The organism is Arthrobacter sp. Dra40 (assembly GCF_059091905.1).
Genome location: NZ_JBNHHB010000003.1, coordinates 71,821 through 92,173, shown reverse-complemented (window position 1 = coordinate 92,173; position 20,353 = coordinate 71,821). Strand labels below are relative to the sequence as shown.

Here is a 20,353-nt window from a genome sequence, read left to right as displayed (position 1 = left end):
GCATGACTGCCGTGACTACCCGAAGCGAGCAAACAGCCCCTACCGGCGATGGCTACACCGTCGTCAAGGCCAAGCATCCCGGCCGGTGGCTGGCCGCAGCGGTGATCGTTGTGATCGCCGGACTGCTAGCGCGGTCCGTGATGACAAACCCCAACTTCGGCTGGGACGTCGTCGGGCTCTACCTGCGCGACGTGTCCATTGGCCGAGGCATCCTTGTCACACTTGGCCTGACCGCGATCAGTATGGCCATCGGCATCGTGCTCGGCGTCGTGTTCGCAGTCATGCGGCTCTCCGTCAATCCAGTAGTACGAGGTGCCGCCTTCGCCTATGTGAACTTCTTCCGCGGCACACCGGTGCTCGTACAGCTGCTGTTCTGGTTCAACCTAGCGGCACTGTATCCGGTCATCACGCTGGGTATTCCCGGAGTCGCACTGGACGCAAACCAACTGATCACCCCCATGACAGCAGCGATTCTCGGCCTTGGTCTTAACCAGGGCGCGTACATGTCTGAGATCGTCCGGGCGGGAATACTGTCCGTGGACCACGGGCAAACCGAGGCAGCGGAGGCCTTAGGCATTACCCGGATGCAGACCATGCGCCGGGTCGTGCTGCCGCAGGCGATGCGCGTGATCATCCCGCCCACAGGCAACGAAACCATCGGCATGCTCAAGACCACCGCGTTGGTCAGCGTGATTTCGGTGCCGGAGCTGCTGTACTCGGCGCAGATCATCTACGCGCGGACGTTCGAGACCGTGCCGCTGCTGATCGTCGCCAGCCTCTGGTACCTGCTGATCACTTCCATCCTGACCATCGGCCAGTACTACCTGGAGCGGCGCTTTGCCCGCGGCAACCAGCGGAACCTGCCGCCGACGCCACTGCAGCAGCTGAAGCGGTTTTTCGCCACCCATGACGCGCTCTCCCTGAAAGGCAGCAAGAAATGACGGTTACGCACGGCGTTGAACCGATGGTTAAGGCCGACGCCATCTGCAAAAATTTCGGCTCCAATCAGGTGCTGAAGGGCATTGACCTGCACGTGCAGCCGGGGGAGGTGGTCTGCTTGATCGGCCCTTCAGGATCCGGCAAGAGCACCTTCCTTCGCTGCATCAACCATTTGGAAACGGTCGACGGCGGACGCATGTGGGTCAACGGCAAGATCGTGGGCTACGACGTCAAAGGCAGCAAGCTTTACGAACAGAGCCACAACGACATCTGCCGCAGCCGCACCGAAGTCGGTATGGTCTTCCAGCAGTTCAACTTGTTCCCGCACATGACGGTGATGGAAAACCTGATCGAAGCACCGCGGCTTGTCCGCAAGGAGAAAAAAGCCACTGCCATGGCCCGGGCCATGTCCCTGTTGGAGAAAGTAGGACTGGCGGAAAAAGCCGAGGCCTATCCGCGCCAGCTCTCCGGCGGCCAGCAACAGCGGGTGGCCATCGCCCGCGCCCTGTGCATGGAGCCGCAGCTGATGCTCTTTGACGAGCCGACATCCGCCCTGGACCCGGAGTTGGTGGGTGAAGTCCTGAAGGTCATGAAGGACCTGGCCAACTCCGGCATGACCATGGTCGTGGTGACGCACGAGATGCACTTCGCCCGCGACGTCGCCGACCGGGTGGTCTTTATGGCGGACGGCTATGTGGTGGAGCAGGGACCGGCCCGTGAGGTCATCACCAACCCTCAGAACGAACGCACCAAGGCCTTCCTTGCCTCCGTGCTCTCCGAACCGGCCGCGGCCTGACTTAGCAAGTGGTGAATCATGACTGAAGAGTTTTTCGATGTCGAGGTCCGCTCCATCCGGCGCGAGTCCAGCAGCGTCGTCTCGTTGGAGCTGGAACACCCGCTGGGAGAGGCGCTGCCCGAGTGGGACGCCGGCTCGCATATCGACGTGCTCCTGCCCAATGGACTTCTGCGCCAGTACTCGCTCTGTTCCGAGCGCGCGGACCGCTCCGCCTGGCGGTTGGGCATCCTGCGTGAGCCTGAGGGGCGCGGCGGCTCGGCCTACGTGCACGACTTGCTGAGGCCGGGGACCAAGATCCAGGTCCGTGGCCCGCGCAATAACTTCGTTCTGGCACCTGCGGACAGCTACGTCTTCATCGCCGGCGGCATCGGTATCACCCCGATCCTGCCGATGATCCGCGAGGCTGCCGAGATCGGTGTCCCGTGGCGCCTTATCTACCTTGGACGCAGCCGCTCGTCGATGGCGTTTCTCAAGGAAATCCAGGCGCTTGGCGGGGACATCCACATTCATGCCGACGACGAAAGCGGCTTCTACCCGCTGGCCGACCTGCTGGCGGACCCGTCCGTCGGATCCCACGTCTACGCCTGTGGCCCTGGGCCGCTGCTCAACGTCATTCAGTCCTTCGCCGACGGTTGGGCGGATCCCGGACGTTTCCACTGTGAACGCTTCGCTGCCAACGGTGAAGGCCCGGTGAAGACCGAAGGTGAAGATTCGGCCTTCACAGTGGAACTGACGGACGGGACAGAGATTCCAGTTGGCCCTGATGAAACTATCCTGCAGGCCCTCGAAGCGGTCGGGATCAACCCGTTGAACTCCTGCCGGGAGGGAATCTGCGGCACCTGCGAGACGGCGGTGTTGGGTGGCGAGATCGATCACCGTGACTCGCTTCTTTCGGATGACGAACGCGACGCCGGAGACACCATGATGATTTGCGTTTCGCGGTGCAAGGGCAAGCGTCTGCTTCTGGACTTGTAGCGGGGGAAAGTCGCCAGGCGCAACGGAAGCCGATGCGAGGCCGTGGGAGAACGGAACCCTGATCCACTCCGGATGTCGCTGACCCCGCTGCACTTGGCAAGATGGTGGCTATGGACAAGCAGAAGGTCGTGACCGCGAGCCCACCGCGCACCCTGGGGTATTACCGGGCCGAGGTGCTCATCGTGCTCGGGCTCTCGCTGGGGCAATCGGCGGTCTACGCGGTAGTGAACCTGCTGGAGAAGATGACCCGCGCTCCGCTGGCCTCCCAAACGACCACACTTAACCCGGTGCTGAACGAGCGGGAAGTCTTCGATTTTGTGTACCAGATGCTCAGCATCATCTTTGCGCTGGTGCCGGTGGCCCTGGTGCTGTTTCTGCTGACCTCCGCGGGCCAATCGGCCTTCCGCTCGATCGGCTTCACCTTCTCCCGGCCGCGGGTGGACTTCGGCCTGGGCTTCCTGCTGGCGCTGGTGATCGGTGCTGGCACGCTGGGCGTGTATGCCGCCGGCAGGGCGCTGGGGATCACCACCGCGATAGTCCCCGCGGCCTTGGACGAATACTGGTGGACGGTGCCGGTGCTGGTGCTGTCAGCGCTGCGCCACGCCATCCTCGAAGAGGTGGTCATGGTGGGCTACCTCTTCAATCGGTTTGCCAAGTTCGGTTGGGGGATCTGGACCACGATTTTTGTCAGCGCCGCCCTGCGCGGGACCTATCACCTGTACCAAGGGATCGGGCCGGGCATCGGAAACTTTCTGATGGGCTTGGTGTTCGGCTACGTCTATACGAAGGTCAAGCGGGTGATGCCGCTGGTGGTCGCGCACGCACTGTTGGATATTGCCGGCTTCGTCGGCTACTCGCTGGTGGGCCCGGCTATTGGCATCGGTACCTAGGCCAGCACTTCGAACGGGCTGCCAGAAGGAAGCTCTCCCTGGACACGCAAAAGGCTCCCTTCCGGCCACTTGCGCCACCGCGGGTGGGAGCAAGAAGCCGGACGGGAGCCTGCTTAAAAGCGAGCCTTGGTGCCGTGCCACACGAGACCGGGACCTTAGAGTTCGATGATGCCGTTTGCGGTTTCGAAGCGGACCGACATGATTCCCGGTGTACCGTTCGGGGCGGTCCAAGCAACCTTGACGTCGTCGAGAAGATCATCCACCGGCGTGCCCAGCCAGTCAGCCACGCGTTCCGAGGAACCGGCAATGGTCAGGCCGATCAGCTTGACGGTTGCCGGGCGGGCGTTGGACGGGTGAAGCGCCTCGGTGCCGTCATCCCAGCGCAGCATGTAGGGAACCTGCGGGTCTGCGATCAGGCCCTTGATGCCGATCTGCTGCCAGCTCAATTCCTGCCCATCCGGGAACTTGCGGTTTCCGGGAACCGCATGACGGCCCAGCCGCTCTTCGAACGGGGTCAGATCGTCCACTTCCACGCACCAGCCCATCCAGCCGCCGCCAGCTTCGGACCGGGCACGCACGGCCTGGCCGAAGGGGGCCTTGTCGGACGCGGGGTGGTCCAGGACCTCCACCACTTCCAGGTAGTGGTGGTCGGTCAGGGGGAAGATCATATTGCGGGTGCCGAAGCGGGGGTGCACCCCGCCCTTGACTGCGTCGATGCCCAGAGCTTTGGAAATCCGCTCTGAAGTGGCAGCCAGACCGTCGGGCTCAGCAGCATAAGAAACGTGGTCGAAGCGCATAGGCATATCTTGGCACTTTGTGAAGACTCTCTCGACTTAGGGTGACCTAAGTCACTGTGCTTTCGCCATGGTTTCTCGCAGTAGCCCTTGACAACTTGACGCTGCCCAGGGCGCCGACAAGGAAGGCGGGGGGTGCGGCCCCGGCCGGTCATAAGGTGTCATATTGTTGCGGCCGGGCGGGCTCTCCGCCGAGACTGTACGCAGGTCATGAGTGCCAGCGTGAAACCCCGGTTTGCTGGCCGGCAACCCTCCAACCGCGGTGGGGTGCCCCGGGTGAAGACCAGGCAGCCGCCACCAGGCGGTGCGCAAGCGCGGGTCACACCCGGGATAGACATGCCGGCACGGCCGGATCCCGGATGACCCCTTCCCTTGAAGGAGTTGCACCATGTCCAATGCAGACTGGTCCTTTGAAACCCGTCAGATCCACGTCGGCCAGGAGCCGGATGCCGCCACCGGCGCCCGTGCACTGCCGATCTACCAAACCACCTCGTTCGTGTTCCCCAGCGCGCAGAGCGCCGCGGACCGCTTCGCCCTGTCCGAACTGGCGCCCATTTACACCCGGATCGGCAATCCGACCAGCGAGGCGGTCGAAGCCCGGTTGGCAAGTCTTGAAGGCGGCGTCGGCGCGCTGCTGCTGGCCTCTGGCCAGGCCGCGTCCACGTTCTCCATCCTGAACCTGGCCGAGGCCGGCGACCACATCGTGGCCAGCCCCAGCCTGTACGGCGGCACGTACAACCTGCTGCGCACCACGCTGCCCAAGTTCGGCATCGAAGTGACCTTCGTCGAGGATCCGGACAACCTGCAGCAGTGGCGCGACGCGGTGCAGCCGAACACCAAGGCGTTCTTCGGCGAGGTGGTCTCCAACCCGCGCCAGGACGTCCTGGACCTGGAAGCCGTCAGCAGCATCGCCCATGAGAACGGCGTGCCGCTGATCGTCGACAACACGCTGGCCACCCCGTACTTGATCCGGCCGATCGAGTGGGGCGCAGACATCGTGCTCCATTCGGCCACCAAGTACCTCGGCGGCCACGGAACGGCTATCGGCGGCGTGATCGTGGACGCCGGCACCTTCGACTTCGCTGCCGATCCGGAGAAGTTCCCGGGCTTCAACACCCCGGACGAGACCTACAACGGGCTGGTCTTCGCCCGCGACCTGGGCGTCGGAAGTGCACTCGGCGCCAATCTGGCCTACATCCTCAAGGCCCGCGTGCAGTTGCTGCGCGACCTGGGGTCCGCCATCTCCCCGTTCAACGCCTTCCTGATCGCCCAAGGGCTGGAGACGCTGAGCCTGCGCGTCGAGCGCCACGTGGCCAACGCGCAGAAGGTGGCGGAGTTCCTCGAAGCGCACGACGACGTTGCTTCCGTTGCGTACCTCGGCCTGCCGTCGAGCCCGTGGTACGACCGCGGCCGCAAGTACGGTCCCAAGGGCACCGGCGCCATCGTGTCGTTTGAGATCAAGGGCGGGATCGAAGCCGGCAAGCGTTTTGTGGACGGCCTTGAACTGCATTCCCATGTCGCCAACCTCGGCGACGTACGCTCGCTGGTGATCCACCCGGCGTCGACCACCCACGCCCAGCTTTCGGCCGAGGAGCGGGTGTCCGCCGGCGTGACCGACGGACTGGTCCGGCTCTCGGTGGGCATCGAAAACGTCAATGACATCATCGCCGATTTGGAGGCCGGTTTCCGTGCCGCCAAGGGCTCGGACGACTAGGCAAGCAGGTAGAACGCAGCGTGACGATACTGCAACGGCAGGAACTGGTGGATCGGGCGACGGATGGCGTCCTGCGCAGGATGCCTGTTGGTGCGCTGGAGTTGGAAGCCGGCGGCTATCTGCCCGAGGTTGTCCTGGGCTATGAAACCTGGGGCACCCTGAACGCGGATGCGTCGAACGCCGTCCTGATCGAGCACGCCCTGACCGGCAGTACGCATGTGGCCCGCGGCGCCTCCGACGAGGACGGCTGGTGGGACGACCTGGTCGGTCCCGGTGCCACCATCGACACGGAGCGCTATTTCGTGGTGGCCGCCAACATGGTTGGCGGCTGCTACGGCTCCACCGGCCCGGCGTCGCCGGCACCGGACGGCTCGCCGTGGGGATCGCGGTTTCCGTTCGTCACCATCCGCGATTCCGTCCGGGCCGAGGCACGGCTCGCCGATGCGCTCGGCATCCGCCGCTGGCATGCTGTCCTCGGCGGCTCGATGGGCGGGGCTCGCGCGCTCGAGTGGGCAGCAACCTTCCCGGAGCGCACGGCACGGTGCGCTGTGCTGGCGTGCGGGGCAGCCAGCACCGCCGAACAGATCGCGTTTGCCCAAGCGCAGGTCGCGGCCATCCGGCTGGATCCCAGCTTTGCCGGCGGTGACTACTACGGCGGTCCTGCCCCCGAAGCCGGATTGGGCATCGCCCGGCGGATCGCCCACATCAACTACCGTTCGGAGCCGGAACTGGAGTACCGGTTCGGCCGCTCGGCGCAGGCGGAGGAACAGCCGTTCGGCGGGATCACGCCGTCGGCCCGAGGCCGGTATGCAGTGGAAAGCTACCTGGACTACCAGGCGGAGAAGCTGGTTTCCCGCTTCGACGCCAACAGCTACATCCTGCTCACCGAGGCCCTGGTCAGCCACGACGTTTCCCGCGGCCGCGGCTCGCTGGAGCATTCCCTGGGCGGCCTTGAGGAGACGGAATTCTTCATTGCGGCGGTGGATTCCGACCGTCTCTACTTCCCGGAACAGTCCCGGCAGTTGGCCGAGGCATTGCCCGGATCGGTCAAGGTGCACACCATAGAAACGCCGCTGGGCCACGACGGTTTCCTGACCGACGTCCACCAGCTGCATGACGCGCTCACCCAGGCGTTCTTCCCGCAGGCCTGACCCAGCTCCCGGCTGACGCAGCTCCCGGCTGACCCCAACTACTGCTGCGTGCCTTTCGGACGGTGAGGGCGGTGGCGGTTTAGCCCCGGCGGCTCGCATTGCAGTTTGATCACGGTTAGGACGAATAAATCTATTCGATGGAGCCCCTCGGTAGCATGCCGGTAGGCCCCTGACCACGCCGACGGCGTTTGGCCCGGAAGCCTCCAAACGAGGGGGAACCATGTTGCGTGATTACCGCATTAAAGTGTCGTTGCTGGCCGTCGGAGCGCTGGCGCTGGCCGGCTGTGGCGGCGGGGGTGGGGAGGGGGAAACCTCCCAAGGTTCCGCACTGCGGATCGTGTACCAGACCACCGAGGCGAATGCCACGATGAATGAGGTGATGAAGAAGGCGAAGGCCGACTTTGAGGCTGCGCACGACGGCGTGACAGTCAATTTGGAGCCCATCACCGGCAGCGACGAAGACTACGCGACCAAGCTCGCCTTATCCCAGCGATCGCCGGACACCGCCCCGGACGTGTTCTACGAGGACACCTTCAAGATCCGTTCGGACGTGGACGCAGGCTACCTCCTGAATCTGGATCAGTATCTGGCCGAGTGGGATGACTGGGCGAAATTCAACGAGGGAGCCAAAGAAGCCGGCCGTGCCGACGACGGCAGTATCTACGCAGTCCCGCTGGGCACGGATACACGGGCCATTTGGTACAACAAGAAAGTTCTGCAGGAGGCCGGCGTCGACGTCCCCTGGGCACCGAAGGACTGGAGCGCCATCCTGGAGGCGGCCCGGGCCATCAAATCCTCGCAACCGGATGTGGTCCCGTTCAACCTCTACGCCGGCACGGGCACCGGCGAAGGCACCGTCATGCAGAGTTTCTACCAGCTGCTGTATGGCACCGGCGACACCCTCTATGACGACGCTGAAGGCAAGTGGGTCGTCGGCTCGCAAGGCTTCATCGACTCGTTGGCCTTCCTGCAGACGCTCTATCAGGAGGAGCTGGCAGTCACACCGGCCGAGGCCCTGGACCCGAACGTGTGGCAGAAGGTCTTCGGTCAGCTGTTTCCCGAGAACAAATTGGGCGGAACGGTGGAAGGTTCCTACTCGCCGTCGTTCTGGCAAGAGGGAGGGCTGGTGGACTGGCCCGAATATACCGACGTGATGGGCGTGGCACCGTTCCCCACGCAGAACGGGCAGGAGCCAGGTGCGGTCAGCATGTCCGGCGGCTGGACACTGGCGGTAGGGGCCAATACAGCGGATCCTGATCTCGCGTTCGAATTCCTCACCGAGGTGATGAGCCAGGAGAACTCGCTGCAGTACACCGTGGCCAATTCGCAGATCGCGGTCCGTACCGATGTCGCCAAGGACCCCGCCTACTTGGAGGCCAATCCGTTCGTCGGCGAGGTCTCGGAGCTGGTCTCGGTGACGAATTATCGGCCCGCTACAGCCGACTACCCGCAGATTTCAACCGCCGTCCAGGAGGCCACCGAAGCGGTGATGATGGGGAAGAAGACACCCGAGGAGGCCGCGGCCGAGTTCGACGCCGCCGTCACCGACCTTGTCGGCGAAGAAAACACAGTACAGAAGTAGCAGCAGTGACAGCCGCCGAGGTGGTGGCCCGCGACGCCGAAACGCGTCGCGGCACTGAGCAGCGCCGCCCGCGCCGCCCGCCGGGGAGGACTGTCCTGCGGCTCCTGCCGGTCGGCCCGGCCGCGGTGCTGCTGGGTCTGTTCCTGGCCGGCCCGATCCTCTGGTCCTTCTACGGATCCTTGACCAATGCTTCGCTGACCGGCGTCGCCGCCAAGGACCCGCAGTGGGTCGGGCTGGAAAACTATACCGAGCTGCTTGGCGATCCGGACTTCCTGCAGTCGCTCTGGCTGACGGTAATTTTCGTCCTTGTCTCCGCGGTGCTCGGCCAGAACCTGCTGGGCCTGGGGATCGCGCTGCTGATGACGAAAGCAAGCAAGGCGGTTTCCGCGGTCGTGGGCGTCTGCGTGGTGGCGGCCTGGGTATTGCCGGAAATCGTGGCTGGCTTCGTGGCCTATGCCTTTTTCAACCGGGATGGAACCCTGAACCAACTCACGGCACTTTTCGGCGTCGACGGGACAGACTGGCTGTTTACGGTCCCGATGCTAGCGGTGATCTTGGCCAATATCTGGCGGGGAACGGCGTTCTCCATGATGGTGTACCAAGCGGCGCTCAACGATGTGCCGGAGGAGATCACCGAAGCGGCGATGATCGACGGCGCCGGCGGGTCAAAGCGATTGTGGTACATCACCCTGCCGATGATCCGGCACAGCATTGCCACCAACTTGATGCTGATCACCCTGCAGACGCTTTCGGTCTTCACCCTGATCTACGTGATGACGGCCGGCGGCCCGGCAGGAGCCAGCACCACGCTGCCGCTCATGGCCTACGAGGAGGCCTTCCGATACAGCGACGTGGGCTACGGCACCGCCATCGCCGTCGTCATGCTGTTGATCGGGGCGGTCTTTTCGGTCATCTACATCCGTGCGCTGCGCGAAAGAAAGGGCTGAGCCGATGAACCGTCCCGGTCCGCTGTCCGTGGCTTCCGGCCGGCGCAGTACTGTTGCGGTGCTGGCGAACGTCTCCTTGCTGGTCATCGCAGCATGCTTCTTGCTGCCGTTGAGCTGGCTGATCCTGGCATCGCTGGATCCGCAGGCCAGCTATCAGACACAGTTCCCGTCCGAGGTGTCCGCGGCCAACTACGCGGCGGTGCTCACCCCGGAATTGACCTTCGTGCCGCTGCTCAACAGCTTCCTGCTGTCCGGAGGGACCGCGGTGGTCACCGTGCTGGCAGCGGTGTTGGCGGCCTATCCGCTCTCGCGGTACCAGATGCGTTTCAATAAGCCGTTCCTATACGTCGTGTTGTTCGGAACGTGCCTTCCCATCACGGCGATCATGGTCCCGGTCTACAGCCTGTTCGTGCAGCTGAACTTCCTCGACTCGCTGGCGGCCACTACGCTTTTCATGGCGGCGTCTTCGCTGCCGATGGCGATCTGGATGACGAAGAATTTCATGGATTCCGTCCCGGTCAGCTTGGAAGAGGCGGCCTGGGTAGACGGCGCCTCGGCGATGAACGCCCTAGCCAGAATCGTGGTGCCGCTGATGCGTCCGGGACTCGCCGTGGTTTTCATCTTTGTCTTCATCCAGGCGTGGGGGAATTTCTTTGTCCCCTTCATCCTGCTGCTTTCTTCTGCCAAGCAGCCCGCGGCGGTGAGCATCTTCAGCTTCTTCGGCCAGCATGGTGCCATAGCCTACGGGCAGTTGGCGGCATACTCGGTCCTGTACTCGGTCCCCGTGGTGCTGCTCTACATACTGGTCTCACGCGGGATTGGCGGTTCCTTCGCGATGGCCGGCGCGGTCAAGGGCTGATCCAGCCGCTTGGCAGAAAGGACGGTGCCATGCACGACGACGGGGCCCACGTCGAGGCGCGGATCCGCCGGTTCATGCTCGAACGGCTGCACCCGGCGGTCTACCCGCTGGCGGTTCCGGCTCGGCTCCACGCCTGGCATGTTCCGGGCGAACCGGTCCCGTTCAGGGAGGCCGTCGCGGCCGGCTTCACCGAGTTCGCGGCGGGCAGTACCTGGGGACCGCCTTGGTCCACCAGTTGGTTTCGGCTCACTGGGGAGATCCCGGCGGAATGGGCAGTGGACGCCGGGCACCGGCCGGAGCTGTTGCTGGACCCGGGGTTCACGCCCGGGATCCCGGGTTTCCAGGCCGAAGGGCTGGTCTACACCCCGCAGGGCGGGATCATCAAGGCCATCGAGCCGCGCAACGCCTACGTGCCGCTGGACGCGCAGCCCGGTGCCGCCGTCGAGCTTTATCTGGAGGCGGCGGCCAACCCGGACCTGATCGAGAACTTCAACTTCCAGCCCACGCCGTTGGGGGACCCCGCCACCACCGGGCGGAACCCGTGCTACACCTTCCGCCGTGCCGACATTGCGCTGCGCGACGTCGCGGCCTGGGAACTGCTGCAGGACTTCGCGGTGCTGGAGCAGCTCATGCTCCGGCTCGACCCGGGTCAGCCACGCCGCGCCCAGATCCTGCGCGCGCTGGAGGACGCACTTAATGTGCTGGACCCCGTGGACATCGCCGGCACCGCGGCGGCCGGCCGGGCCGTCCTGGAACCGGTGCTCGCCGCCCCGGCAGCCGGCAGCGCGCACCGGATCCACGCGGTCGGCCACGCGCACATTGACAGCGCCTGGCTCTGGCCCGTCCGCGAGACCAAGCGCAAGATTGCCCGCACCTTCGCGAACGTACTGGCGCTGCTGGAGTCGGACCCGGAGTTCGTCTTCGCCGCGTCCTCCGCGCAGCAGTATGCCTGGCTGAAGGAGGGATATCCGGAGCTGTTCGCACGGGTGGCCAACCAGGTCAGGGCCGGCCGTTTTGTCCCGGCCGGTGGAATGTGGGTCGAATCGGACACGAACATGCCCGGCGGCGAGGCGCTGGCCCGCCAGTTCATCGCCGGGAAGAAGTTCTTCCGAGCCGAGTTCGGCGTCGATCCGCAGGAGGTCTGGCTGCCGGACTCCTTCGGCTACTCCGCGGCGATGCCGCAGATTGCCCGCGCCGCCGGAGCCCGCTGGTTCCTGACCCAGAAACTGTCCTGGAACGAAACCAACACCTTTCCCCACCACACGTTTTGGTGGGAGGGAATCGATGGCACCCGGATTTTCACCCACTTCCCGCCCGCAGATACCTACAGTGCCGAGCTGACCGCGGTCGAGCTTGCCCGGGCGGAACGGCGCTTCGCGGAGAAGGGAGCCGCCAACACCTCGCTGCTGCCCTTCGGCTACGGCGACGGCGGCGGCGGACCGACGCGCGAGATGCTCGCCGCCGCGCACCGCACAGCCGATCTGGAAGGCTCGCCGCGCGTGCAGCTCTCCAGTCCGCAGCGGTTCTTCCGCGCCGCCGAGGAAGAATATGTCCGGCCGCCGGTGTGGTCGGGGGAGCTGTATCTGGAATACCACCGGGGCACCTACACATCGCAGGCGCGCACCAAACGGGGCAACCGCCGCAGCGAGCATCTGCTGCGCGAGGCCGAGCTCTGGGCGGCGACGGCGGCGGTGCGGGGCGTTGCGCCCTATCCCTATGATGCGCTGGAGCGGGCGTGGCAGACCGTGCTGCTGCAGCAGTTCCATGACATCCTGCCCGGCTCATCGATCGCCTGGGTGCACCGCGAGGCGGAGGCCAACTACGCAAGGTTGGCGGCGGAGCTGGAGGGCCTGATCGACGGTTCGCTGCGTGCCCTCCTCGGCCGGGGCGCCGGCAGCGCCGTGGCCAACGCCGGGCCATATCCGGCGGACGGCGTGCCCGCGATGAGCGGCGTGAGCGCCGCGCACCCATCCGCCCCGGGCGCGGTGTCAAAAGTGGGCATCGAACTCAGTGGCGACGTCTGGCTGCTGTCCAACGACCTGCTCCGGGTGGTGATCGACTCAGAGGGCCTGATCTCCTCACTCGTGGACTTGGACACCGGACGGGAGGTCATTCCCGCCGGCACGCAAGGAAACCTGCTGCAGCTCTTCCGCGACACGCCGACCAGGTGGGATGCCTGGGATCTGGAGGAGCACTACAAGTTTGTTGGCCAGGAGCTGCGGGAGGTCGATGCGATCGAGGCGCTTTTCAACACCGTGGACCCCGGCGCCCTTCCGGATGCGGAGGGCTCCGAGGAGGCTCCTTTCGGCACGACGCCGGCCCGGGCTACCTGCGCCGGGCTCCGCGTCCGCCGTCGGTTCGGCGCCTCGCAGGTTGCGCAGACGGTCTGGCTGGCCGCCGGTTCCCGATCGCTGGAGTTCGAGACGACGGTCGACTGGCATGAGCGCCAGAAACTGCTGAAGCTGGCCTTCCCGCTTGACCTCCATACAGACCGGGCGGCATCGGAGATCCAGTTCGGCCACGTCTTCCGGCCCACGCACAGCAATACGTCCTGGGACGCAGCGCGGTTCGAAACCTGCGCGCACCGCTGGGTGCAGGTGGGCGAGCCCGGCTTCGGCGTCGCCGTCGCCAATGACTGCACCTATGGGCACGACATCCGACGGACCGATCCGACCGCCACGCCCGCCACCGTGGTACGGCAGTCGCTGCTGCGGGCGCCGTTGTTCCCTGATCCGCAGGCCGACCAGGGCGCGCACATGTTCCGGACGTCGCTGGTGATCGGTGCCGGCATTCCGGAGGCGGTGCGGGCCGGCTACCGGCTCAACCTGCCTCCGCGCCGCGTACACGGGGTGGGCCCCGGCCCGGTGGAACCGCTGTTCAGCGTGGACAACCCGGCAGTGGTCGTCGAAGCCGTCAAGCTGGCGGAGGACCAGAGCGGCGACGTGATCCTGCGCTGCTACGAGGCCTTCGGCAGCCGGGCGAAGGCCTCGATCAGCGCCGGCTTCGGCTTCGCGGGCGTATCGGCCACGGACTTGTTGGAGCGCGACGTGGACGGTGTCGGGCTGGAGCTGCCGGTGGAGCGCTCGGTCAGGTTCGAACTGCGGCCGTTCCAGTTGTTGACCCTCCGTTTCCGCGGCGTCACCGGCACGTGACGACGGCGGTTCAGGCCAGTTCCAGCGTGAGCGGCCGGCGCAGGAACGCCGCGTAGCGTTCCACGGCGTGGTCCACGGCCTGCCGCTCCGCGGCGCTGAACGCGCGCAGCGGCTTGAGCCGCAGCTCGGCGGCGCCGGGCTTGAGGACGTGTTTCCAGTTGCCGGCCATCTTCCCGTCCAGCAGCAGCACATGCTGCGGCACCGTGCTGCTCAGCGCCGCAGGGGCGGAGCCGCCCAGGTAGCCGCGTGTTTTGGTGTAGCCCATGACGTATTCGTCGTAGCACTGGATCAGGTCGGCGCGGGGCGGTTCGTTCCCTGCCGTGGGCGTTCCGCCGCTGGTCCCGGCCGCGGGGGAGAACCAGAGCTCCACGCCATCGGCTTCGGTCCGCTCCAGTCCTTTCTGCCCGCCGGCTTCCAGCCCGCGCCTGATGTCCGCCTGTGGCAGCTTGGACCAGTCGGAGCAGTCCTTCACCGAGGCGGGCCCGCGGCTGGCGAAGTACCGCGCGGTGAGCTGCGCCAGTGCTGCGTCCCGGTCAAAGTCCGCTGTCAGCGGCGTGACGCGTTCGTCGAAGGACGCATACGTTTGCAACACGGCGCCGGATGCCGCGGACCGCGGCGTTCCGCTGACGAGGATCCGGTCCATCTCGGCATGTAACACCAGGTGGCCCAGCCGCTGGCCGCGCAGCGGCGCGCCGTTCAGCTTCACCACGTCGTCCTCGAGCAGCCCCGCTTCGGTCAACCGGGCAGCGAGTTCGTCCCGGGTGCGGTGCCGGTCGTCAGCGACCGCCGCGGCCAGCACGTCATTGCTGAGTGCGACGGTCGCCGCGTCCAGTCCTAGTTGCCGGTCCCGGCCCTTGTTGCCTGCTTTGAGCCGGGGTTCGCAGAGCAGCATCAGCCAGCGCAGATCGTCGCGGTGCACAAAGTGCCAGGTGGGCCGCAGGATGTGCGTGCGAAGGATGGTGCCGGCGGCGATCGCCGCATCGACGTCCACCGCGTTGTCCCGGGCCGGTCCGCCGGTCCGTTGCGCCAGCGACCAGCGGGCGTAGGCATACTCCTGCGACTGGAAGGCGAGGAGCCAGCGCAAGGCGGCATCGGCGTCGTCCGCGGGATGGTCCCAGAGTCGTTGGGCCCGCAAACGGTGGCGGCGGATGTCCTGGGGATCCGGTTGCTGCACGGCAGGTCCGTCAGACAGCGGTGCCGGGAGGCATGCCCGGACCGAAGAACGGGTCGGCGGCCGGACGCTTGGGCAGGATCCCGTCGCCGGAGGACTGGTGCCGGATCCTGCGCAGCACCCACGGCATGAAATGCTGGCGGGCCCACACCAGGTCCTCGGTGCGGGCGGCGCGCCAGCGCTTGGGCAGCATCGGTTTGGGCGCCTCCGGCTGCAGCGTATGTTCGACGTTGAGTGCGTCCAGCACCATGGCGGCAATGGTGTGGTGCCCGAGCGGAGAGAAATGCAGCCGGTCCGGCGCCCACATCTGCGGCGCTTTCAGCTGCCGCAGGGCCCACATGTCTGCGATGACGGCGTCGTGGCGGGCGGCCACCGTGCGCAGGTTCTCGTTGTAGATGGCGGCCCTGGCGCGGACACTCCCGAACAGTGGCGTGTCGCCGACGTCGGGCGCGGTGAACAACACGATGGTCGCCCCGGAAGCAGCCAATCTGGCGACGGCCTGGTCCATTTTCTCAGCCAGGGCATCCGGGTCCGCGCGGGGCCGGAGCACGTCATTGCCGCCGGCGCAGAGCGAAACGAGATCGGGATTCAGCGCCAGGGCCGGTTCGATCTGTTCATCGATGATCTGCTGCAGCAGGCGGCCGCGGATGGCGAGGTTGGCGTAGGCGAAGTCCTGGTGGCCGCGGGCCAGTTCCTCGGCGACACGATCGGCCCAGCCGCGGTAGCCGCCCGGACTGGCCGGATCAGGGTCGCCAATTCCTTCGGTGAAGGAATCACCAATGGCTACGAAGCGGCTCCAGGGGTGGCCGGCACCGGCAGCAGCGGACGGTGCTTCGGTACGGGACAAGTTACTCACAGGTACATTCTCCCAAGAAGCCGCCGCGGATGCACAGATAGCGCAGAGTCAAACCTGAATCATCTTTCAGGAAAACATGGTCCGCGCCGGGATCTTTGGCTAGTCTGTGAGCTGGAGCGGCCACCCCGGCTGACTCGATCTCGAGGAGCTGAGATGGAATTGCTGGCGGGAATCACTGCGCGGCGGGTGCCGACCGCGCGGTTGACCTTGAATGTCCTGGAGCGCGCCGGCGACCGGCCGGACGGCATTCCGGTGGTCCTGGTGCACGGAAATGTCTCCTCCTCGCTGTTCTGGCAGGAGACCATGCAGGCCCTGCCGCCGGAGTACCGCCTTCTGGCACCGGATCTGCGGGGTTTCGGCCAGACGGACACGGCCCCGGTGGACGCAAGCCGTGGGCTGCGTGACTTTGCCGATGACCTCCACGGGCTGCTCGAAGCCCTGGAGGTGACCCCCGCGCACTTGGTCGGCTGGAGCATGGGCGGGGGCGTGGCGATGCAGTACGCGCTGGAACACCCGGTCCTCAGCCTCGCGCTGCAGGCGCCGGTCTCGCCGTACGGCTTCGGCGGGACGGCAGGTCCGGAGGGCCGGCGGCTGACCGAGGACGACGCCGGAACCGGCGGCGGCGGTGCCAACCCGGATTTCGTGGCGCGACTGGAATCAGGCGACACGAGCGACGACGCACCCGCCTCGCCGCTGTCGGTCTACCGCTCCACTTATGTGCATGCCGGTTTCCAGTCCCCACATGAGCGCATCTGGGTTGAGTCGATGCTCAGTACCAAGACCGGTCCCGACAACTATCCCGGGGATTCGGTCCCGTCGCAGAATTGGCCGGGCTTTGCTCCGGGGCGGCGGGGCGTGCTCAACACGATGGCGCCGGGAGTCTTCAATACCAGCGCCCTGGTGGACCTGCCGGACAAGCCGGACATCCTGTGGATCCACGGCGATAGCGACGCCATCGTTTCCGATGCTTCGTTCTTTGACCTGAATTGTCTGGGCAAGGCCGGCGTGCTGCCGGGCTGGCCGGGGGAGGAGGCGGCCCCGCTGCAGCCGATGGTCTCGCAGACCCGGGCGGTGCTGGAAAAGTATGCGGCCAACGGCGGCCGCTTCACCGAGGTCCTGTTGGAAAACTGCGGGCACTCGCCGCACCTGGAGTATCCCGACCGGTTCATTGCCGAATTGACGGCACACATTGAGCGGAGCGGCACGGCGGCGTAGGCGCCGGACTTCTACGGGAGCGACGACCGTCTCGCCAGTCCGGAGAAACTCAAACTTTCAAGTAATGGGAGTTTTGTGGGATCATGGACGGCATGACTGAAACTACTTATCAGCCCGTGGTTGCCTGGTCCAAGCCCGAGCAGGAACGGGCGGGCACCCCGCTGCTGGTGCTCTTCCATGGCTACGGATCCCACGAGCAGGACCTCATGGGCCTGGTGCCCGGGCTCCCGGAGGAATTCACCGTGGCTGCCGTCCGCGCGCCGGTGGCGATGGGGCCAGGCTTCACCTGGTTCCCGCTGATGCACGAGCCGGACTTTTCCGTGGACAAGGTGACCAAGGCCGTCGGCGACGTGGTGACCTGGCTGGACAGCGTCAAGGGCCAGCACAGCAGCGTTTCGGTGCTGGGCTTCTCGATGGGCATGGCAGTGGCAACATCGGTGCTGCGTCACCGGCCGGAGGAAATTGCCGCCGTCGTCGGGCTCTCCGGATTCGCCGTGCCCGCCGATGGCAACGAGTTCTTCCGCGATGACGCCGTCAAGGCCATCAAGCCGCCGGTTTTCTGGGGCCGCGACCAGGAGGACCCGGTCATCACCGCCGACAAGATCGAATTCACCCATGAGTGGGCGAACGAGCATGTAGACCTGACCAAGGTTCTCTATTCCGGCATCGGCCACGGCATCAACGCACAGGAGCTGTCGCACGTGAAGGAATTCCTGACCTACAAGGTGCTGAACGCCCAATAGGTCCGACGGCGTCCCCGCGGCGACATACCGTTCCCGCGGAGACATACCGTTCCCGCGGTGACAAGCGCCCCGGCGGCGCGCTGCCTGCCAAGGCGCGCGCCGCCGTCGTACTTTAAAGCCGTGCTTGGCCTAAGGGTGAAGCTCAGCCGCGGCTGACGCGGACCGTTTCGCCGTTGCAGTTGACCGTGTCGCCGGCGTGCAGCTGGCGTCCCCGGCGGGTCTCGATCTCGCCGTTCACCTTGACCAGCCCGTTCTCGACGAATTCCTTGGCCTGGATGCCGTCCTCGGCAAGGTTGGCCAGCTTGAGCAGCTGGCCCAGCCGGATCATTTCGTCGCGGATCGGCACGTCATGCATTTCGTCGGAAGCCATGCCTCCATCATGCCTGACCTCGCTCGGCATAGGGTGTCCAGTGTGTCCAGTACCTCGCCGCTTCCGCTGATCCTGAGCCTGCCGCTGGCCGTCGGCACCGGCCTGGCCATCCCCGTGCAGGGTCGGATCACCGGCGCGCTCGGTACGAAGCTCGACGACGGACTGGCCGCCGCGGTGGTCAGTTTCAGTGTGGGGCTGGCGGTGATGGTGGTGGTGACCCTGGTGCTGCCCGGCGGCCGCGCCGGAATTCGCCGTATTGCCCCCGCCCTGCGCGAACGGCGCTTTCCGCGCGGGTACCTGCTGGCTGGGTGCCTCGGCGCCTTCATGGTGTTGTCCCAAGGCCTGACCGTCCCGCAGATCGGCATCGCCCTGTTCATCGTGGCCACCGTCGCCGGAACCTCGCTCAGCGGCCTGCTGGTGGACCGGATGGGGCTGGGGCCGGCGGGACGGAAGGCGATCACCGCTCGGCGGATCGCCAGCGCGGCGCTGACCTTGGTGGCAGTCGTCTGGGCGGCGTCGCCGAAGTTCTCGGTCGACGCTGGCGGCCTCTGGCTCTTATTGGTGCTGCTGCCCCTGGCGGCCGGCTTCCTCCGCAGCTTCCAACAGGCGATGAACGGAACGGCCAGCGTGCATTACGGCACCCCGCTGACGGCGACGCTGATCAATTTCGCTATGGGCAGCCTCGCGCTGTGGATGGCCTGGCTGGCGAAGGCGGCGGTGGCGGGCACCGGCAACCCGCTGCCGTCCGAGTGGTGGTACTACCTGGCCGGTCCGATGGGCTGCATGTTCGTCATCTTTGCCAACATCCTGGTGCGCTCGCTCGGCGTCCTGCTGGCCGGAATCGGGATGATCGCCGGGCAACTGCTCGGATCGCTCGCCCTGGATGCGTGGTTCCCCGTGCCCGGGACCCTGCTGGCTCCCGCCACTGTCCTGGGCACCCTGCTGGCCATGGCCGCGCTGCTGTTGGCCGCCGTGCCGGCGCCGCGCTGGACGGCGGGGCTGCGGAACCGTGCGGCGGAGCCTTCCGGCGCAGGGGCGGCGCCCCGGCCCTAAAGTGGTTGGTGTGCCTAACCACCATCGTCTGCCGTTGGCCGTCGGCCTGCCCTTGGCCGTCGCGGCAGGCGTCTGCATGCCCATTCAGGGCAGGATCAACGGTGCCCTCGGTGCGCGGCTCGACGACGGACTGGCGGCCGCCGTCGTCAGTTTCAGCACCGGCCTGGTGCTGCTGGCGGCGCTCTGCCTGCTGCTGCCTGCGGCCCGGCGGGGGCTGCGCCGCGTGGTCCCGGCGCTGCGGGATCGGAAGTTCCCGCGCTGGTACTTGCTGGCAGGCAGCAGCGGCGCCTTCCTGGTCCTGAGCCAGGCCGAAACCGTCGTACTGATCGGCATCGCGCTGTTCACGGTCGCGGCCGTGACCGGGCAAACCATCTCGGGTTTGCTGGTGGACCGGCTGGGCTGGGGCCCGGGCGGACGCAGCCCGGTCACCGGAATCCGCGTCATCAGCGCCGTGCTCACCGTGCTGGCGGTGGCCTGGGCGGTGTCGCCCAAGCTCAGCCTCGGCGGCCCGGCCGGCGCCTGGCTGCTGCCGGTGTTGCTGCCGCTGGTTGCGGGCTTCCTGCAAAGCTTCCAGCAGGCCCTGAACGGGGTGCAGACCATGCACTACGGATCGCCGTGGCCCGCCACGTTGATCAACTTCGTGGTGGGCGGTGCGCTGCTGTGGGCGGCCTGGGGCATCAAAGTGGCGGTTTCCGGCGTGGGCAATCCGCTGCCGGCCGAGTGGTGGTATTACCTGGGGGGACCCATCGGCTGTGCGTTCATCGCGCTGGCCGCGGTGCTGGTCCGTGCGCTGGGCGTGCTGCAGACCGGCCTGGGCATGATTTCCGGCCAGATCCTGGGCTCGCTGCTGCTGGACCTGACGGTGCCGGCGCCGGGCACCGTGATTACGACGGCGACGGTGCTGGGCACGCTGTTGACCCTCCTGGCGGCTGTGCTCGGCACACTGCCGTGGCAACGGCGTTCCTTCAGCAACCGCTGACGGCACCGCTGCGGCCGCGACTGCCCTCATTCGGGTTCGGGGCAGCGTTTTCGGTAGGCTAACGTTGTAGCTTCGCTATGCGCCGATCCGTATCCGGAACCGCCGGACGGATCTGTGCCATGACAACCCTCGGACCGCACCCAGCGGCCCTGGAGAGATACGGAGAA

18 protein-coding genes and 1 riboswitch are annotated in these 20,353 nt (G+C 66.2%); of the genes, 14 read left to right on the top strand and 4 right to left on the bottom strand.

All coding sequences use genetic code 11. The annotated features are described in order from the left end of the window. The first annotated feature begins 2 nt into the window (after positions 1–2). The 4 genes from AC5RWT_RS02845 to AC5RWT_RS02830 all read left to right on the top strand — a co-directional run bounded on the left by AC5RWT_RS02845 (position 3) and on the right by AC5RWT_RS02830 (position 3,600). Entirely contained in the window at positions 3–941 is a 939-nt protein-coding gene (locus tag AC5RWT_RS02845; protein ID WP_494044737.1) for an amino acid ABC transporter permease, read from the top strand. Then, complete coding sequence (locus tag AC5RWT_RS02840; RefSeq protein ID WP_494044738.1) at positions 938–1,735, top strand: amino acid ABC transporter ATP-binding protein; 798 nt, start codon at positions 938–940, stop codon at positions 1,733–1,735. Before AC5RWT_RS02845 ends, AC5RWT_RS02840 begins: the two co-directional genes overlap by 4 nt. 18 nt (positions 1,736–1,753) lie before the next feature. Beyond that, positions 1,754–2,710 (top strand): PDR/VanB family oxidoreductase, encoded by a 957-nt coding sequence (locus AC5RWT_RS02835; protein WP_494079046.1) that lies wholly within the window; start codon positions 1,754–1,756, stop codon positions 2,708–2,710. 110 nt (positions 2,711–2,820) lie between these two features. After that, positions 2,821–3,600 carry a CPBP family intramembrane glutamic endopeptidase gene (locus tag AC5RWT_RS02830; RefSeq protein WP_494079045.1) on the top strand — a complete coding sequence of 260 codons (780 nt, stop codon included), beginning with the start codon at positions 2,821–2,823 and terminating at the stop codon, positions 3,598–3,600. 155 nt (positions 3,601–3,755) lie between these two features. On the opposite strand, the gene AC5RWT_RS02825 is transcribed toward AC5RWT_RS02830, so the two are convergent. Continuing rightward, entirely contained in the window at positions 3,756–4,397 is a 642-nt protein-coding gene (locus AC5RWT_RS02825; protein WP_494044741.1) for a VOC family protein, read from the bottom strand. A gap of 203 nt (positions 4,398–4,600) precedes the next feature. Continuing rightward, positions 4,601–4,715, top strand: a riboswitch (SAM riboswitch). A gap of 67 nt (positions 4,716–4,782) precedes the next feature. Between AC5RWT_RS02825 and AC5RWT_RS02820 the strand changes: the two genes are divergently transcribed. From AC5RWT_RS02820 to AC5RWT_RS02795, 6 genes are all read left to right on the top strand, one after another. Beyond that, positions 4,783–6,108, top strand: a complete 1,326-nt coding sequence (locus AC5RWT_RS02820; RefSeq protein ID WP_494044742.1) for a bifunctional o-acetylhomoserine/o-acetylserine sulfhydrylase — start codon at positions 4,783–4,785, stop codon at positions 6,106–6,108. An 80-nt stretch (positions 6,109–6,188) separates the two neighbouring features. Further along, positions 6,189–7,259 carry a homoserine O-acetyltransferase MetX gene (gene metX / locus AC5RWT_RS02815; RefSeq protein ID WP_494079114.1) on the top strand — a complete coding sequence of 357 codons (1,071 nt, stop codon included), beginning with the start codon at positions 6,189–6,191 and terminating at the stop codon, positions 7,257–7,259. A 220-nt stretch (positions 7,260–7,479) separates the two neighbouring features. Then, the gene (locus AC5RWT_RS02810; protein WP_494079044.1) at positions 7,480–8,841 is read left to right on the top strand and encodes an extracellular solute-binding protein; all 1,362 of its coding nucleotides are present in this window, start codon (positions 7,480–7,482) and stop codon (positions 8,839–8,841) included. 95 nt (positions 8,842–8,936) lie between these two features. Further along, on the top strand, positions 8,937–9,788 hold the full coding sequence (locus AC5RWT_RS02805; RefSeq protein WP_494079113.1) for a carbohydrate ABC transporter permease: 852 nt from the start codon (positions 8,937–8,939) through the stop codon (positions 9,786–9,788). A gap of 4 nt (positions 9,789–9,792) precedes the next feature. Then, positions 9,793–10,647, top strand: a complete 855-nt coding sequence (locus tag AC5RWT_RS02800) for a carbohydrate ABC transporter permease (RefSeq protein ID WP_494079043.1) — start codon at positions 9,793–9,795, stop codon at positions 10,645–10,647. A gap of 29 nt (positions 10,648–10,676) precedes the next feature. Further along, positions 10,677–13,799: an alpha-mannosidase gene (locus AC5RWT_RS02795; RefSeq protein ID WP_494079042.1), complete on the top strand. Its 3,123-nt coding sequence runs from the start codon at positions 10,677–10,679 to the stop codon at positions 13,797–13,799. Positions 13,800–13,809: 10 nt separating this feature from the next. On the opposite strand, the gene AC5RWT_RS02790 is transcribed toward AC5RWT_RS02795, so the two are convergent. Both AC5RWT_RS02790 and AC5RWT_RS02785 read right to left on the bottom strand, forming a co-directional pair. After that, positions 13,810–14,973 carry a winged helix DNA-binding domain-containing protein gene (locus AC5RWT_RS02790; RefSeq protein ID WP_494079041.1) on the bottom strand — a complete coding sequence of 388 codons (1,164 nt, stop codon included), beginning with the start codon at positions 14,971–14,973 and terminating at the stop codon, positions 13,810–13,812. 10 nt (positions 14,974–14,983) lie between these two features. Then, positions 14,984–15,826: an SGNH/GDSL hydrolase family protein gene (locus AC5RWT_RS02785; RefSeq protein WP_494079040.1), complete on the bottom strand. Its 843-nt coding sequence runs from the start codon at positions 15,824–15,826 to the stop codon at positions 14,984–14,986. A gap of 153 nt (positions 15,827–15,979) precedes the next feature. On the opposite strand from AC5RWT_RS02785, the gene AC5RWT_RS02780 reads away from it, so the two are divergent. Both AC5RWT_RS02780 and AC5RWT_RS02775 read left to right on the top strand, forming a co-directional pair. Then, complete coding sequence (locus AC5RWT_RS02780; RefSeq protein ID WP_494079039.1) at positions 15,980–17,041, top strand: alpha/beta fold hydrolase; 1,062 nt, start codon at positions 15,980–15,982, stop codon at positions 17,039–17,041. A gap of 92 nt (positions 17,042–17,133) precedes the next feature. Beyond that, a complete protein-coding gene (locus AC5RWT_RS02775; RefSeq protein WP_494079038.1) occupies positions 17,134–17,784 on the top strand; it encodes an alpha/beta hydrolase in 651 nt (216 codons plus the stop codon). 142 nt (positions 17,785–17,926) lie between these two features. Here the strand turns inward: AC5RWT_RS02775 and AC5RWT_RS02770 are convergent, their stop codons facing one another. Next, the gene (locus AC5RWT_RS02770; RefSeq protein WP_494044750.1) at positions 17,927–18,154 is read right to left on the bottom strand and encodes an RNA-binding S4 domain-containing protein; all 228 of its coding nucleotides are present in this window, start codon (positions 18,152–18,154) and stop codon (positions 17,927–17,929) included. A gap of 42 nt (positions 18,155–18,196) precedes the next feature. Here AC5RWT_RS02770 and AC5RWT_RS02765 point away from each other — a divergent pair, with 42 nt between their 5' ends. Next, positions 18,197–19,207, top strand: a complete 1,011-nt coding sequence (locus AC5RWT_RS02765) for a DMT family transporter (protein WP_494079037.1) — start codon at positions 18,197–18,199, stop codon at positions 19,205–19,207. 10 nt (positions 19,208–19,217) lie between these two features. After that, the gene (locus tag AC5RWT_RS02760; RefSeq protein WP_494079036.1) at positions 19,218–20,186 is read left to right on the top strand and encodes a DMT family transporter; all 969 of its coding nucleotides are present in this window, start codon (positions 19,218–19,220) and stop codon (positions 20,184–20,186) included. The last annotated feature ends 167 nt before the right edge of the window (positions 20,187–20,353 follow it).